We start from the raw sequence: 16,424 nt of genomic DNA, 5'->3' as shown, positions 1-16,424 counted from the left end.
CGTTCTTCAACTCGCGGTACAGGTCTGGTCATTGAACTTGAAGGCGGCGGGCTTGCTGTTCGATGCCGTCCAACTCCCGGTGAACCCAAAACTCACCGATGAACCGGACGCCACCTTGCCGTTCCAGTTCAGGTTCTTTGCCGTGACCGTGGAGCCGGATTGTGTGTGGTCGGCATTCCACAGTTGCGTGATCTTCTGCCCGTCGGTGAAGGACCAGCTCAGCGACCAACCGTCCCACGCACTGGTCCCCGTGTTGGCCACCTGTACTTCACCCTGGAAACCGTCTGCCCACTGACTCGTGACCTTGTACGTCACCGCGCAGGCACCCGCGGGCTCGTTGCCGCCTCCGTCCGAAGCACCGGCCGAGTCCCCGTAGACGACTCCGCGCCCGTTCGTCGACACGTACACACGCCCGTACACCCGCGGATCCCCGGTGATGGCCGCACCCGTCCAACCCCACTGGTGCGCGTCGTCGTTGATCCGGGTCCAGGTCGCGCCCTTGTCGGTCGAGCGGAAGATGCCGCGTACGCCGCCGATCTTCGCGCTCGTGTAGAGCGTCTGGTACGAGGCCCCGGTCGCCGCCTTGCCGAAGCCGATCGTGTCGGCCTGCTCGACACCGGACAGCTTGGTGAAGGTCGCGCCGCCGTCCGTCGAGTGCCACAGCCCGTACGCGCCGTCGCTCGCCCCGCCGGCCAGCCAGACGTCACCCTTCGTCCCGGGCAACGCCTTGAACCGCACGCTGTCGCCGCTCGGCAGGCCGGTCGCGGCCGAGGCCGTGAAGGTCGCGCCGCCGTCCGAACTGACATAGAACTTCCCGGACTTGAAGCCGTAGAAAGTCTTCGGGTCGACCCGGTCGGACTCCACGATCGCCCCGGCCGGGATACCGCTCGACGCCGACCACGACGTGCCGAACCCGGTCGCGTACTGCACACCCGCGCCCTCCGGACTCCACACGAAGCGGCTGCCGTCGGACGCCGCGGCGACCGTGCCGCCGCCGCTCACGCCCGAAGGGTCGGTGCCGGCGAACCAATTGGCGCCGTTGTCCGTGGAGAAGGCGATGTGCGGACCCGAGTCCAGATTTCCCACCCGCACCACTGTCCCAGGGTTGGACTCGGCGAAGTCGAGGCTCGTCGTCGTGGTGAAGTTCGGCGAAGTGAACATCATCGAGGGGACCTTGGTGAGGTCCGTGTGCCGGAAGCCGCCGATGTCACCGAGGGCGCTGAAGAGCTGGGCACCGCCGGACGGGGGAGCGGCGAGGTCGTTGACCGCCGTCTCCTCCAAGCCCTGGACCATCGGCTTGATGGTGAACTGGCCGCCGCTGTCCCACTGATCGAGGTTTTCGGTGCCGTAGATCGTCGCGCCCGTCCCGTACATCATCCGGGCCGAGTCGAACGGGTCGATCTCCAACGCCTCGGTCATCCAGCCGAGTTTGGGAGACTCCTCGGGCGGCGATGGGTTGGCGCCCCAGCTCAGCCACGGCGAGGACGAGACGTCCATCGTGTAGCGGTTCGAACGGGTGGGATAGGACGTGTAGTCCCAGGCCTTCGTCCAGGTGCCGCCGCTGTCCGTGGAGCGGAAGACCTGCGTGTCCGGCCACCAGGAGCTGTACGCGGTCGCCATCACGGTCCCCGGATTCTGCCGGTCGACAGTCAGCCCGCTGAAGCCGTAGTACGTGTCGGCCTCCGCGACCGGGCTGATGTCCGTCCAGGTGCCGGTCGCCGTCGCGTACCGCCACAGCCGGCCCTTGCCGCCGTCGTAGGGGCCGCCCTTGTCGCTGTACGCGAGGTAGAGGTAGCCGTTCTCGGCGTCCAGCACGCCCTTGTGGGCCAGGTATCCGGTGGGCTGACCGGCGATCCGGGACCAGGTCGCGCCCGCGTCGGTCGAGCGGTAGACGGCGTTGTCCTTGTCGGCGACCCCGACGTAGATGGTCTGGGTGGCGTTCGTGCCGGTGCCGGTGCCGGTCGACTCGTCGAAGGTGACCCAGGCGATGCCCTGGTTGTCGGAGGCGTAGCCGCTGGTGTCGGTCGGATCCTGCGCGTAGTTGCCGACGTTCGGGAAGTTCGTCACCTGCGACCAGGAGGCACCCGAGTCCGTGGAGCGCCACAGGCCCTTGCCGCTCGGCGCGCCCAGATACAGCACGCTGTTCTTGTGGGGGTCGATCGCGAGGCGCTCGCCCATGCCGCGCCCGGGCATGTTGCCGCCCAGCTTGAACGGCAGGTCCGCCTTCTGCCAGGTCGCGCCCCGGTCGGCGGACCTGAGTACGGCTCCGTTGCCGGGGTCCCAGCTGTTCGTGTACGTGCCGACGGCCGCGTACACCTTGTCCGGTGCCACGGCGTCGGAGGCGAGGCTCACGACTCCGGTGTGGCCCCAGCGGTCCCAGCCGACCGAGTCGAGCAGCGGGGTCCAGGTCTTCGACGACTGCTGCCAGCGGTAGGCGCCGCCGATGTCGGTGCGGGCGTAGGCGAGGTTCTTCTCGGAGCGGTTGAAGACGATGCCGGGGACGAAGCCGCCGCCGTCGATGCGGGCGTTCTTCCAGGTGTAGGTGTCGGCGGCGATGTTCACCGCCTTGGCGGCCTTCTCGGGGGTCTCGGCGGCCAGCGCGGTCGGGGTGCCGGCGAGCAGGCCGGCCGCGAGGCTGAGCACGGCCGTGAGAACGCGGGTCCTTCGGGCGGTTTTTGCGGTACCTGCGGCACGTGCGGTTCGTACGGTTCTTCGCACGGTGGGGTCCTTTCCTGAAGCGGGGGGGGGGAAAGGCGCGAAGGCCGGGCGGGCCCCCGGGAGGTGAAGGGGCCCGCCCGGACCGGGTCCTGATGGGCAGGACCTTGTACGCGGAGCAGCAGGGGCTATTCGAGGAGCTCCGCGTACGAGCCCATGGCGAGGGCTATGTCCGCCTGGGCCCAGAACCGGTGGTACGTGAAGGTGGGCGCGGCTCCGCCCGCCAGGTAGGACTCGATCTTCGACCAGGCCGGGTCGTCCTTGTAGAAGGAGCGGATCGAGTCGAAGGTGGACGAGGAGTTGATCGGGTCGCCGTTCGGCATCTCGCCGGTCCAGCCGCTCGGGACGTACAGGCCGTCGTCGAAGCGGTTGTAGTCGGCGCGGGTCTCCTGGACGGCGATGCCCAGCGGGTCCTGGTTGTTCTCCCACATGCCGTCGAGCAGCGCCTTGGCCGTCGTCTTCGCCTCCGTGTCACCGGACCGGTCGGCGTAGTACGTCAGGGTCTTGGCGTACGCGGCCGCCACGCCCACGTCGTCGGTGTAGTCGGCGACGGTGACGTGAAGTCCTGTGTTCGCACCGGGAGTTGCCGCGTTCCACGTGTCGGGCTTGCCCGACCACTGGAGCGTGTTCGGGATACGGAAGCTGCCGTCCGGATTGATCGTGGTCTTGGACAGCGCCCAGTCGACCCACTTGTCGAGGACGACCTTGGCGTCCGCGTCACCCGTCTGCTGGTAGTACTCGGCGACCCGCTCCATGGACCACGCCTGGAAGCCGAACCACTGGTTGGACGGCGGGTCGTGGTAGACGGGCTTCTCGTCGTAGAACATGCCGTAGAAGGTCGGCGTCCCGGCCGGCGGGGTCGCGTGACGGCCGCCCCAGCTGTTGGTCGCACCGCCCGCGATGGCACCCTCGCTCGACTGCAGCCAGCGGTAGAACTCCAGCTGCCGGTCGAGGGACTTGGCCCAGTCCGCCTGCCCTGTCGCCGACTTGGGCTTCAGGTCGGCGTAGGAGCTGAGCGCGTACGCCGCCAGAGGGTTCTGGTAGCCGCCGTGGGTGTGGCTGGAACCGATGCGCCAGGACCAGCCCGCCGAGGTGTCGGTGGCGCCGCCCCAGGCGTAGTACCAGGACATAAGGTAGTGCGAGGCGTCCTTGCCGGTGCCTGCCGGACAGGTCGACGGGCCGACGCAGTTGCCGATTTTCTTGAAGTACTTGTCGTACATGGAGTAGCGCAGATAGTCACCCATCTTCGCCGCCTTGCCGACGGTCGCCGAGATCTCGGAGCCCTTGCCCTGCTCGTCGGCCCAGATGTCCGCCCAGTACGCGGCCTGCACGGCACGCGCGTCGGCGTCGGGGGCGTTGGTGAACTTCCACTGCTTGGCGTACGAGGCGTCCTTGGTGAACAGATCCAGGTAGCCGTTCGTGCCGCCGTAGGTGAAGTTGTCGCAGGTCGGCTGCGGCACCGTCTCCCACACGGACTCCTGCGGCCCGCGCTGGAAGGTGTTGATGTACGACGGTCCGGTGTCGGACGGGCCCGCCTGGCACTTGCCCGGCGAGTTGCCGTACCCGTAGACGTTGTCGACGTCCTGCAGCCAGTGCATGCCGTACACGTCGTCCGTGCCGTACGCGCTCTTCAGCTCCGCCGCGATCGGGTCGGGGCCGACCGCGACACCGGTGTCCAGCTGCGCCGGGTACTCGTTCGGAGTGTCGTGCTCCGGTGCGTACGTCGCCGGCTTCGAGGCGTTGTAGAAGGAGTTCGTCGGCTGGTCGGCCTTTGTGGGGATCATGAACTTCTCCATGATCTCCCAGGCGCCGTTGAACCTGGACCAGTCGCCCGTCACCTTGCCGTACATGGCCTGGAGCCACAGCAGATAGCTGTACGCCTCCGATGTCGTCTCATGGCCGTGGTCGGGCGCCTCGACGATCAGCGTCTCCACCGAGTGGTACGGGATGCCCTCGGGGGAGAAGTAGCCGTTCGCCGGATTGGTGATCTTCCCGTAGAGGTCCAGGAAGCGGGCGTCGTACGCCTTCGTCGCGGCGAGCTGGGTGACGGTGACGGTGGCCTTGGCGTGGCCGGTGGCCGTTGTTTCGAAAGCCGCCGAACCCGTGCCGGAGGCGTCGGCGGTGATGGTCACCTTCTGCGCCGTGTTCCAGTTCGACGGGGTGAAGGTGAGCGATGCGCCACCGGTGACGGACAGGCCCGTGTTGCCGCTCGCCCGAGCCGTCGTCACGGTCACGTTCGCCGACGGCTGCGTCGAGAGCTTCACCTCGTACGTGCCCGTCTTGCCCTGTTGGACGCCGAGTTGGGTCGGCGTGGCGACCACGGCGGGACCCGAGGCGACCGTGATGCCGACCGGCGTGGACTCCGCCGACGCGCCCAGGCTGTCGTACGCCTTCGCGAGCAGCGAATGACTGCCCACGGTCAAGCCATTGACCGAGAGCGAGTAGGGCGAGGTGGTGTCGGTGCCCAGGAGGGTCGTGTCGTCGTAGAACTCGACCTTGCTGACCGTGGCGTTGTCGGCGGCCGCGGCGGTCGCGGCGAGGGGGACCGCGTCGCCCTGCGAGTAGACGGCACCCGCCGCGGGGCTGGTCAGCACGGTGATCGGCGGCTGGTGGGCGCCGGTGCAGGCCGTGCCGTTGATCGCGAAGGACGTGGGCGCGGCGTTGGTGCCGCTGTACGTGAACTGCGCGCCGGTCGTGACGGCCGTCCCGACGGCGATCGTGCCGTTGTAGGAGGCGTTCTTCACGGTGACCGTCTTGCCGGACTGCGCCCAGGTGCCGCTCCAGCCGTTGGTGAGCTTCTGGTCGCCCCCGTAGTCGTACGTCAGCGTCCAGTCGCTGATGGCCTCCGTGCCGCGGTTGGTGAGCGTCAGCTCGGCGGTGAAACCGGAGCCCCAGTCATTGGTCTTGTAGTCGACGCTGCACTGAACTGCCGCCGCCTGAGCGGGAGTTGTGCCAGTGGCGAGCATCGTGATCGGGAGAGCGAGGGCCGCCACCACGGCGGTCCACATTCGCCGCGCCAGGCGGCGTCTGCGTCTTGGTGCCATGTTCTGGTTCCTCTCCTTGCGGCTCGGAGATGGGGGAGGAGCAACAAGCTTTGAACCAGTGGGAGCGCTCCCATATTGAGGAGGGGGGTGCAAGGGGTCAAGGTGTTTGAAGAGTCGAAATGATTCGATAGATCAAGAGTGCAACTCCTCTGTCCTTTGCCGACACTTGGCGCTAGCTTCATCCGCACCAGTGGGAGCGATTCCATCAGTCGACGCGTCCGTAACGACGCGACCGAGCTGCAAGGACTCGCTCATGCGACACCCCCCGCGTTTACCTCTTTTAGTTGTCGGCGCCGCCGCGGTCGCCCTTGTGGGCACCGCGATCGCGCCGGTTGTCACGGCTTCAGGAGCCGCACCCGCCTGCACGGTGGAGTACTCGGTCACCAGTCAGTGGGACGCCGGCTTCCAGGGTGCCGTGAAGGTCACCAACAACACGGCAGCGGTGAGCAGTTGGAGCCTCACATTCGACTTCGCCGGAAGTCAGAAAGTCACCCAGGGCTGGAACGCCAAGTGGTCCCAGTCCGGCACCACCGTCACAGCGGCCAACGAGAGCTACAACGGTTCGCTGGGCACCGGCGCGAGCGTCAGCGCCGGGTTCCTCGCCTCCTCGGCGGGGAGCAGCGCCGCGCCCACGTCCTTCAAGCTCAACGGGACGACATGCAACGTGGACGCGGAGCCGTCACCGGACCCGACGGACCCGACCGACCCGCCTGACCCGACCGACCCGCCGGAGCCCACGGACGGACCGCCCGCCCTGAAGGTCTCCGGCAACAAACTGGTCGACGAGAACGGCGCCACCCGACGCCTGCTCGGTGTCAACCGCTCCGGCGGCGAGTTCATGTGCGTCCAGGGCCACGGCATCTTCGACGGCCCCGTCGACGACGCCTCCGTCAAGGCGATCGCCGACTGGAACGCCAACACGGTCCGCATTCCGCTCAACGAGGAGTGCTGGCTGGGACTTTCCAACATCAAGCCCGAGTACGGCGGAGCCAACTACATCGCCGCCGTCAAGGACCTGGTGACGAAGGTCAAGGCCCACGGCATGACGCCGATGCTCGAACTGCACTGGTCCCACGGCCAGTACACGGGCAATTCGGCGGGCTGCTCCGACGTGCACGCCAGCTGTCAGAAGCCGATGCCGGGCGCCCAGTACACGCCGTCCTTCTGGACCTCCGTCGCGAGCACCTTCAAGGACGACGCGACCGTCGTGTTCGACCTGTTCAACGAGCCCTACCCGGACCGCGCGACCTCCACCGCCACCCAGGCGTGGACCTGCTGGCGCGACGGCGGGACCTGCCCCGGCATCGGCTACGAGGTGGCCGGAATGCAGGACCTGATCGACGCGATACGCGGCACCGGCGCCAAGAACGTGATCCTGGCCGGCGGACTCGCGTACTCGAACGACCTGAGCCAGTGGCTGACGTACAAGCCCACTGACCCGACCGGCAATCTCGCCGCCGCCTGGCACGTCTACAACTTCAACACCTGCTCCAACGAAAGCTGCTGGGACTCCACGCTCGCGCCCGTCGCCGCCCAAGTCCCGCTCGTGGCGGGTGAGATCGGCGAGAACACCTGCGCGCACTCCTTCATCGACCGCGTCATGAAGTGGTTCGACGACCGGAACCTCTCCTACCTCGGCTGGACCTGGAACACCTGGGACTGCTCCTCAGGTCCGGCCCTCATCTCCAACTACGACGGCACTCCCACGTCGTTCGGCATCGGGCTGCGCGATCACCTGCGCTCCCTGGACGGATCCCTCAACGGATCCCTCAACGGATAGGAACCCGCACACATGAGCCGTACAAGAACAGCACTGTTAGCGGCACTGGCGATGGTCGCCGGCACCGCGGGCGCCGCCGCCGCGGCGATACCCGCGGACGTCGGCGCGGCCGCCGTCCCCTGCACCGTCGACTACAAGGTGCAGAACCAGTGGGACTCCGGCTTCACCACCGCGGTCACGGTCACCAACAACGGCGCTGCCAAGTCGAGTTGGGCCCTGAAGTGGTCGTACGCCGGAAACCAGAAGATCACCAACGGCTGGAACGCCAACCTCAGCCAGAGCGGGACGGCGGTCACCGCCGCCAACGAGAGCTACAACGGCACGTTGGCGACCGGTGGTTCCATCAGCTTCGGCTTCAACGCCTCCTACAGCGGCACGAACGCCATGCCGACGACCTTCACGCTCGACGGCGTGACCTGCAACGTCGACGACGGAGGCGGCGGCCCCACGGACCCGCCGGACCCGACTGGTCCCAAGGTCGACAACCCGTACTCGGGCGCCAAGGTGTACGTGAACCCGGAGTGGTCCGCGAAGGCCGCCGCCGAGACCGGAGGCAGCCGGATCGCCAACCAGCCGACAGGCGTGTGGCTCGACCGGATCGCCGCGATCAACGGCGTGAACGGCGGCATGGGCCTGCGCGACCACCTCGACGAGGCGCTGACGCAGAAGGGCTCGGACGAATTGGTCGTCCAGCTCGTCATCTACAACCTGCCCGGCCGTGACTGCGCGGCCCTCGCCTCCAACGGCGAGCTCGGCCCGACGGAGATCGACAAGTACAAGACCCAGTACATCGACCCGATCGCGGCGATCCTCGCGGACAGCAAGTACGCGGATCTGCGCATCGTCACGACCGTCGAGATCGACTCGCTGCCGAACCTGGTCACGAACGTCTCGCCGCGGGTCACCGCCACCCCGAACTGCGACACGATGAAGGCGAACGGCAACTACATCAAGGGCGTCGGCTACGCGCTGAACAAGCTCGGCGACGCGCCCAACGTCTACAACTACGTGGACGCCGGCCACCACGGCTGGATCGGCTGGGACGACAACTTCGGCCCGTCCGCCGACATGTTCAAGCAGGCCGCCACCGCCGAGGGCGCGACCGTGGCCGATGTGCACGGCTTCATCACCAACACGGCGAACTACAGCGCCCTGAAGGAGAACAACTTCACGATCAACGACAACGTGGCGGGCAAGTCGGTCCGTGAGTCCAAGTGGATCGACTGGAACCGCTACGTCGACGAGCAGTCCTTCGCGCAGGGCTTCCGCGACAAGCTGGTCTCGGTCGGCTTCAACTCCGGTATCGGCATGCTGATCGACACGTCCAGGAACGGCTGGGGCGGTACGGCCCGGCCCGCCGGTCCCGGTCCGCAGACCAGCGTGGACACCTATGTCGACGGTGGCCGCTATGACCGCCGCTTCAACGCGGGCAACTGGTGCAACCAGTCGGGCGCCGGCCTCGGCGAGCGTCCGCAGGCCGCTCCTGCCACCGGTATCGACGCCTACGTGTGGATGAAGCCTCCGGGCGAGTCCGACGGGTCCAGCTCGGCGATCCCGAACGACGAGGGCAAGGGCTTCGACCGGATGTGCGACCCGACGTACACCGGCAACCCCCGGAACAACAACAACATGTCGGGCGCGCTGCCGAACTCGCCGCTGTCCGGGCACTGGTTCTCGGCGCAGTTCCAGGAGCTCATGAAGAACGCGTACCCGGCGCTCTGACGCTCCGCCGGTAGGGCGGTTCGGCATCTGCGGGCCGTCTGTGGCTGAGCGCGCGGTTCCCCGCGCCCCTTGAGGGGCGCGGGGAACCGCGTCATGAACCGGGCGGGCGTTGCTGCTTTTTGCTGATCCGTGTTGCTGTTTCCGCAACAGTGGTGGCCATTTCCGGGAGTGGTGGAGCACGCTGGCCGCATCCCGAACGAGAGGCTCGGAACCATGGCACACCACCACGAAGACGCCCACGACAACGGTCACGGCCACACCCACATGGACTTCGCCGAGATGCTTCCCATGCTGGAGCAGGAGGCCGAACTGTTCACCCCGCTCTACGCACAGGCCGCCGCCTGGCTGCGGGAGCGGCAGCCGGAGCCGGAGCTGATCGTGGACGCGGGCAGCGGGCCCGGAGTCATCTCCTGCCTCCTCGCCGATACGTTCCCGGGGGCGCGCGTCGTCGCGGTGGACGGGGCGGAGCCTCTCCTGGAACGGGCCCGCGAACGCGCCGCCCGCCACGGGATCGCCGACCGCTTCAGCACGCTGGAGGCCGAACTGGCCGATGGGCTGGGCGACTTGGAGTATCCCGCCGATCTCCTCTGGGCCAGCAGGTCCCTGCACCACGTCGGCGACCAGCGGGCCGCGCTCACCGGCTTCGCGGACCGGCTCGCGCCCGGCGGCACCCTCGCCCTGCTGGAGGGCGGGCTGCCCTCGCGCTACCTCCCGCGTGACATCGGCATCGGCCGGCCCGGGCTGCAGTCCCGGCTGGACGCGGTACAGGAGGAGTGGTTCGCGCGGATGCGGGCCGAGTTGCCCGGCGCGGTGGAAGAGACCGAGGACTGGCCCGCGCTGCTCGGCGCCGCCGGGCTGCGGCACGCCGCCACACGCTCGTTCCTGCTCGACCTGCCCGCGCCTCTCTCGGACGAGGGCCGGGCTTTCGTCGCCACCAGCCTCGGCCATCGCCGGGAGGGACTCGCCGACGGCCTCGACGCGGATGATCTCGCCACGCTCGACCGGCTCCTCGACCCGGACGACAAGGCGAGCGTGTATCACCGGGCGGATGTTTTCCTGCTGGTGGCGATGACGGTGTATGTCGGGGTGAAGGGGTAGCGGTCCACGCGGGGCCAGTCTGCTACGGGCGGATTTCGCTCTGCGACACCCGTGGCAGACACCGGGTCGTCGTGCTCGTCGCCGGAACGCGCCGCCTGTTCAGTTGTTCTGGAGGAACCGCTTCGCCAGCCTGTCGCCCAGGGCCACCGCCGCGCTGTGGCTCTCGATGGGGGAGACCTGTGAGCGGGTGAAGAAGATGTACGTCACTCCCGAGCCTGTGCCGCCGGTCGCCGGGTCGGGATCGATGCCCAGGGCCTTGGCGGTGGCGTACGAGGCCTCGCCGATGATCCTCGCGGGGCCGGTGTCGCCGACGACCGCGTACTGGACCTTGTCGCCGTGGACGACCGCGACCACCCCGCCGCCCTTGATCCCGGCGTTGGCGTAGTTCCATGTGCCGCTGGGGCGGGGCACGACGACGTACGGGAGTCTCTCCGAGTTCAGGGGCCTGCCGTCGGACTGGTGGAAGGCCGTGTCGCCCTGGAACCACGGGTCCGTGTCGCCGTTGCATCGGGCGGTGACCTGGCCGTCGCAGTCGATGTCCATGTCCGCCTTCCAGAAGACCGCGCCGTTCTTGCCGCAGACGGGGACGGAGGGTGACGCTCCTTCGTCGGTGCGGTACCTGCCGTTGGAGATCCGGGAGCAGGACGTCACCTTGGCGAGGAGGGCGGCGGCGCTGACCGTGCCCTCCCGGGCCTGGGCGGGAGCGGCGTCCGCCGGGAGCGACGCAGCGGCGAGAAGCGCGGTACCGGCGGCCGCGGCGAGGGTCAGTGTCCGAGTGCGCACTGTGGGGAGACCCCTTCCGTAAGGAGATTTTCCTTGTCAGGTTGCCGCACGAGGTGAACCGCTTGCGTGGCCGCGTCGAGCCGCACGATTAGGTGGCCGATGCACGGGTACCCGGGCGGATCTTGGTTTCGACCCGTGGTGAGGGGAGAGCGTCGTGCTCCGCCGGTCCACGCCGACCGCACCCACCGAGGCGCCGAGGCGCGCCGTCAACCTGCTTCCGCACGGCCCCCGTTGGGGACAGGCGGCCGGGGCGGTGGCGCTCTCCCTGTCGCCGGTCTTTCTGGACCTGTCGGGCACGGAAGCGGGCACAGCGTCCGTGTACCGCTGCCTGCTGGCGCTCCCCGTCCTGCTGGTTCTGACGATCCCCGAATACCGCCGCGAGGGGCCACCGCCGAGCCGCCAGGTGGGCTACAGCCTGGTCGCCGGGGCACTCTTCGCCGGCGACATGGTCCTGTGGACGAAGGCGATCGCCGAGGTCGGCGCGGGTCTGTCCACGGTGCTGGTCAATGTCCAGGTGGCGCTCGTGCCCCTGCTCGCCTGGGCCGTGGACCGGGAGCGCGTGGGCCGCCGCTTTCTGGTCTGGCTGCCCGTGATGATGGTGGGCGTCGTCCTCACGGGCGGGCTGCTGGAGAGCGGCGTGAACGGCAGGGACTCCACCGCGGGCACCGTCCACGCGATCCTCGCGGCTCTGTGCTACTCGGGCTTCCTGTTCCTGCTGCGCCGCGGCGGCTCCCAGGGGCACGTCCGTACGGCCTACACGGTGGTGATCGTTTCCTCCACCGCCTTCTCGGCACTCATCGGTGCGCTCTGGGGTGCCCTCGATCTCGCACCGCCTTGGCGCGCCCTGGCCTGGCTCGCGGCGGCGGCTCTGAGCAGCGGGGCGATCGGGTGGCTGCTGGTGGCCATGTATTCACCGCGGCTGCCCAGCCACGTCGGAGCGGTGCTGCTCCTCCTCACTCCGGTGGGCGCGCTCGCCCTGGGGGCGGTGGCGCTCGACGAGCGGCCGACGCCGTCGCAGTGGGTGGGCTGCGTACTGATCCTGGTGAGCGCGTACGTGACGGTGGGGTGGCGAGGCGAGACCCCGGAGCCGGGAGAGCCGGGGGAACGCGAGGGGGCGTAGATCGCCCGATCGAGGCGGACACGGCCCAGCCCGGCGAACCGGCCGGTGATCACGGCGCCGTACGTACGGCGAGCGGGAGTCAGCGGCCTCGGGGCGCTCCGCGCCGCCGTTGTGCGGGCGGGGGCGAAGGCGGGGAGAAGGTGTCCTCCTCCTCGTCCAGGGGCGGCAGCTCGATGGTGTAGCGCGGCTGGAGAAACAGATCGTGGTGCTGCGGCGCGGCGGGCGAGCCGTCCGTGTTCTGCTCCGGCTGGGCAGGATCGAGAGGGGAATGGGCAGCAGTCATGCACAACCGTCCAGGGTTAAGGGTCGCGCGGATCCAGAGCGGAGTTGTCGACCGGTGACGGTCGGTACTCGTCAACTCTACGTGCGCAAGTCCATTACATCCTACTGCCAGCCGGACGGGCGTCAGCAGGCAAGGTGAGGAGCGCTACACGTCAGATATCCGGTCGTCCGCACCGAGGTGGGCCACCCCGCGGGCAGAGTGCGCGCCGACTCGTGGCGAGACATGTCCGGGACACGTCCCGGACACTTCCCAGAGATGTCCTGGGCGTGTCCTGGGCATCCTCCCAGCCACGTCTCAGGCACCTCCCAGGCACTCCCCCCAGGCCGACCTCTGGCCCGCCTCTGGTGGCGCCGGTCGCCGTCCTGCCGAGAGTCAACGGCCCAACTCGGCCGCCGTTTTGGTGCGGCGTGCGAACACCGCCTCACGACGGTCCGCCATCTGCCGCAGGGCGTCCTTGCGGTCCCGTTTCGAGAGCCGGTCAAGGTAGAGGTGGCCGTACAGGTGGTCGGTCTCGTGCTGGAGGCAGCGGGCGAAGTAGTCGGTGCCCTCGATGACGAGGGGATTGCCGTGCTGGTCGTAGCCGCGGGCCACGGTGTGGTCGGGGCGGGGGACGGACATGCCCGCGCCGGGGACGGAGAGGCAGCCCTCGGTGTCGTCGATCAGGCGCCGGGTGGCCGGGGCGGACTGGTCGAGGACCGGGTTGACGATGTGGCCGACGTGGCGGACGCCGTGTTCGTCGGGGCAGTCGTAGACGAACAGCCGTAGGCCGACGCCGACCTGGTTCGCGGCGAGGCCGCAACCCTCGGCGACGTACATCGTCAGGAACAGGTCGTCGACCAGAGCGGCCAGCTCCGGGGTGCCGAACTCGGTCACCTCGCGGCAGGGTCGGTGCAGAACCTCCTCGCCGACCTCCGTGATCCGGCGCACGGAACCACGCCGGGCCTCGGGAGCGAGCGGCGGATACGGGCCGTCGACCGGCTCGCCCTGCACACGGACTCGGCGGTCGACGCGGGCCGGCGGCCGCCCGGGATCAACGGACACTGCGGTCATCACCCTTCCCTCTTCCTGCTCCTGCCTGCTTCCTGGAGCTCGCGTGCGGCCTACGCGCTCTCACGCTCATGTCCTCGCGCCCGCGCCCTTGCTCACACAGGGCTCACACCCGGCTTGTGCAGACACGCGCTTGCCAAGCTCTTTGCAAAGTAGCAGACTTTGCAAAGTGACTGAAGAGGACGTTCTGCCCGAGCACGAGGTGCGTGCGGGCCTGCTCGATCTGCTCGCCGAAGTCGGCACCCTCACCGCCACGCAGGCGGCCGGGCGGCTCGGCTACAGCTCCGGGCTCTGCTCGTTCCATCTGCGGCAACTCGCGCGGTACGGGCGGATCGAGGAGGTACCGCGCAGTGGTGGGCGGGCCAAGCCGTGGCGGCTGCGGAAGGGGGCGGACCCGGCAACCGGCGCCGCTGACGGGCAGGTCGAGGAGCCCGAGGAGTTCGGGGAGCTGGCCCGCGGCCTGGAGGACGAGAGCTACCAGCGGTGGCTGGACCGTCGGGAGCGGGCGCCGCGCGAGTGGCGGCAGGACGAGGCCTTCAGCGGCGTCGTCTACCTGACGCCGGAGGAGATGCGTGCCGTAGCGGAGTCCGTACGGCAGACCCTCGACCGGTATCGGCACCGGGAGCAGCAGCCCCTCGCACGCCCGGACACCGCCAGGCCCGTCGCCCTCGTCGCCCGGCTCTTCCCGCTGCTGCCCGATGGTCAGGATGCCAATGACCAGGGTGCCTCGGGCGCATGACAAAGCCGCCGCCCGAGCGAATCGGGCGGCGGCTCCGAGTGCCGTACGACCGTCTGCCGTACGACCGTCTCGTCTGCCGTACGACCGTGTGCCGTACGACCGTTGGTCAGTCCTGGTGGGACATCGCCGGGTCCGGGCCGAGGCGACGGTCCTCGTTGAGTGCGCTGATCGCGGCGATGTCCTCGGTGTCGAGGGAGAAGTCGAAGACCTCGATGTTCTCCTTGATCCGGGACGGCGTCACGGACTTGGGGATCACCACGTTCCCGAGCTGGAGATGCCAGCGCAGGACGATCTGCGCGGGCGTACGGCCGTGCTTCTGGGCGATGGCCACGATGGCGGGGACTTCGAGCAGGCCCCTGCCCTGGCCGAGCGGCGACCAGGCCTCCGTGGCGATGCCCTGCTCCGCGTGGTACTCGCGGGCCGCGTGCTGCTGCAGGTGCGGGTGCAGCTCGATCTGGTTGACGGCCGGGATGACGGACGTGGCGTCGATCAGCTTCGCCAGGTGCTCCGGAAGGAAGTTGGAGACGCCGATGGACTTGGCGCGGCCGTCCGCGTACAGCTTCTCGAAGGCCTTGTACGTGTCGATGTCCCCGCCCTTGGCCGGCATCGGCCAGTGGATGAGGTACAGGTCGACGTAGTCGAGGCCGAGCCTCTCCAGAGACGTGTCGAAGGCGCGCAGCGTCGAGTCGTACCCCTGGTCGCTGTTCCAGAGCTTTGTGGTGACGAAAAGATCCTTGCGGGCGATACCGGAGGCGGCGAGGGCCTTGCCGGTGCCCTCTTCGTTGCCGTAGATCGCGGCGGTGTCGATGCTGCGGTACCCGGCCTCCAGCGCGGTGGCGACAGCCCGCTCCGCCTCGTCGTCCGGCACCTGCCAGACTCCGAAGCCCAGTTGGGGCATCTCGACGCCGTTGTTCAGGATGATCGGGGGGACCTTGCTCACGAGCTCTCGATCCTTCAGTCGGCGGGTGGTACTCCCATCGTCAACGATCACGGGTCGTTGCGCATTCCTGTCCCGTGCGTTCGCCGACGGAGCGGGAAATTGGCCGGAAACCGCTCCAGCGGTTCCACCTTATCGGTCCAGACCATTGACCGAGTCCTGTCATCCCATGGACGCTGCCGCATGCCACTCGCATGTCACTGAACTCAGTGCATGTACGTGAACGACAGGATGGGGTGAGAGGTCTGTGAGCACCACGAGAAGGAACCTGCTGGGCGCGGCACTTGGCGGCGCGGCCGCGACGGTCGTCGGTCTGCCCGCCGCCACCGGGGCGCACGCCGCCTCCTGGCAGCTGAAGTGGTCCCCGTCGGCGAGCGCCGACGGGCTCGGCGCCTTCGAGACCCTCGAGGACGACCGCGCCGACTCGCACCCCGCGGCTTCCCCGCACATCTACGCCACGGGCAACAACTGGCGCTTCAACATGCACACCGTCGACCGCGACACCTCGACGGACCGTCAGCGCCATGAGGTCACCGGCCTGCGCAACGGCTCCGGCAGCGACTACCTCAAGTGGACCGAGGGCCAGACCTGGCGGGTCACGTACTCGATGTACATCCCCAGCTCCCTGAAGGCCACGACCACCTTCACCCACATCATGCAGATGAAGCAGCCCGGCTCCGGATCCTCGCCGATCGTCGTGCAGTCGCTTCGCCGGGTGAACGGCGTGCAGACCATCGAACTGAAGCTCTTCAGCGACGACATCCTCGTCGGGCGTACGAACCTCGAGCCGCTGCACAACAAGTGGATCGACGTCGACTTCCAGATCAAGGTCGGCAACGGCTCGGCCGGCTCGGTCCGCTGGATCCTCAAGAACGGCTCCACGACGATCATCGACAAGTCGAGAACGGGCGTCGACACGTTCCTGGCCGACCGAGTACGCCCCAAGTGGGGCATCTACCGCTCCCTCGGCGACACGTCGGGGTCCTTGCAGGACTGCTACTTGCTGCTTACGAACATGCGGGGCTACCAACTGGTGTGAGCGCGGCCGGGCGCCCCTGAAGGGGCGCGGGGAACCGCGCGACCAGCCACAACCGGTCCACAGCCGACAAACAAGCCCCGCAGCCGACAAACAACCCCGCAGTCGACAAACAACCCG

12 protein-coding genes are annotated in these 16,424 nt (G+C 68.5%); 6 read left to right on the top strand and 6 right to left on the bottom strand.

Annotation, left to right across the window (positions count from 1 at the left end; translation table 11 throughout):
• Positions 1-6: 6 nt before the first annotated feature.
• A complete protein-coding gene (locus tag ACTWQR_RS09915; RefSeq protein WP_443226575.1) occupies positions 7-2,643 on the bottom strand; it encodes a cellulose binding domain-containing protein in 2,637 nt (878 codons plus the stop codon).
• A 200-nt stretch (positions 2,644-2,843) separates the two neighbouring features.
• Positions 2,844-5,759 carry a glycoside hydrolase family 48 protein gene (locus ACTWQR_RS09910; RefSeq protein ID WP_443226574.1) on the bottom strand — a complete coding sequence of 972 codons (2,916 nt, stop codon included), beginning with the start codon at positions 5,757-5,759 and terminating at the stop codon, positions 2,844-2,846.
• A 253-nt stretch (positions 5,760-6,012) separates the two neighbouring features.
• On the opposite strand from ACTWQR_RS09910, the gene ACTWQR_RS09905 reads away from it, so the two are divergent.
• From ACTWQR_RS09905 to ACTWQR_RS09895, 3 genes are all read left to right on the top strand, one after another.
• Positions 6,013-7,539: a cellulose binding domain-containing protein gene (locus ACTWQR_RS09905; RefSeq protein ID WP_443226573.1), complete on the top strand. Its 1,527-nt coding sequence runs from the start codon at positions 6,013-6,015 to the stop codon at positions 7,537-7,539.
• A gap of 12 nt (positions 7,540-7,551) precedes the next feature.
• Positions 7,552-9,261: a glycoside hydrolase family 6 protein gene (locus tag ACTWQR_RS09900; protein WP_443226572.1), complete on the top strand. Its 1,710-nt coding sequence runs from the start codon at positions 7,552-7,554 to the stop codon at positions 9,259-9,261.
• Between the two features lie 213 nt (positions 9,262-9,474).
• A complete protein-coding gene (locus ACTWQR_RS09895; RefSeq protein ID WP_443226571.1) occupies positions 9,475-10,359 on the top strand; it encodes a class I SAM-dependent methyltransferase in 885 nt (294 codons plus the stop codon).
• Between the two features lie 99 nt (positions 10,360-10,458).
• Here the strand turns inward: ACTWQR_RS09895 and ACTWQR_RS09890 are convergent, their stop codons facing one another.
• The gene (locus ACTWQR_RS09890; RefSeq protein WP_443226570.1) at positions 10,459-11,142 is read right to left on the bottom strand and encodes a glycoside hydrolase family 75 protein; all 684 of its coding nucleotides are present in this window, start codon (positions 11,140-11,142) and stop codon (positions 10,459-10,461) included.
• 154 nt (positions 11,143-11,296) lie between these two features.
• Between ACTWQR_RS09890 and ACTWQR_RS09885 the strand changes: the two genes are divergently transcribed.
• The gene (locus tag ACTWQR_RS09885; protein WP_443226569.1) at positions 11,297-12,262 is read left to right on the top strand and encodes a DMT family transporter; all 966 of its coding nucleotides are present in this window, start codon (positions 11,297-11,299) and stop codon (positions 12,260-12,262) included.
• Between the two features lie 79 nt (positions 12,263-12,341).
• On the opposite strand, the gene ACTWQR_RS09880 is transcribed toward ACTWQR_RS09885, so the two are convergent.
• Positions 12,342-12,545: a hypothetical protein gene (locus ACTWQR_RS09880; protein WP_443226568.1), complete on the bottom strand. Its 204-nt coding sequence runs from the start codon at positions 12,543-12,545 to the stop codon at positions 12,342-12,344.
• 372 nt (positions 12,546-12,917) lie between these two features.
• A complete protein-coding gene (gene def, locus ACTWQR_RS09875) occupies positions 12,918-13,595 on the bottom strand; it encodes a peptide deformylase (protein ID WP_443226567.1) in 678 nt (225 codons plus the stop codon).
• A 166-nt stretch (positions 13,596-13,761) separates the two neighbouring features.
• Here def and ACTWQR_RS09870 point away from each other — a divergent pair, with 166 nt between their 5' ends.
• Complete coding sequence (locus ACTWQR_RS09870) at positions 13,762-14,331, top strand: winged helix-turn-helix domain-containing protein (RefSeq protein WP_443226566.1); 570 nt, start codon at positions 13,762-13,764, stop codon at positions 14,329-14,331.
• Positions 14,332-14,437: 106 nt separating this feature from the next.
• Here ACTWQR_RS09870 and ACTWQR_RS09865 read toward each other — a convergent pair whose 3' ends face one another.
• The gene (locus tag ACTWQR_RS09865; protein ID WP_443226684.1) at positions 14,438-15,229 is read right to left on the bottom strand and encodes an aldo/keto reductase; all 792 of its coding nucleotides are present in this window, start codon (positions 15,227-15,229) and stop codon (positions 14,438-14,440) included.
• A 286-nt stretch (positions 15,230-15,515) separates the two neighbouring features.
• Between ACTWQR_RS09865 and ACTWQR_RS09860 the strand changes: the two genes are divergently transcribed.
• Entirely contained in the window at positions 15,516-16,307 is a 792-nt protein-coding gene (locus ACTWQR_RS09860) for a heparin lyase I family protein (protein ID WP_443226565.1), read from the top strand.
• The last annotated feature ends 117 nt before the right edge of the window (positions 16,308-16,424 follow it).

Source organism: Streptomyces sp. 2A115 (assembly GCF_052245575.1).
GTDB lineage: Bacteria > Actinomycetota > Actinomycetes > Streptomycetales > Streptomycetaceae > Streptomyces.
The sequence above is the reverse complement of the archived record's forward strand: the minus strand, read 5'-3'. Positions and strand labels throughout refer to the sequence as shown.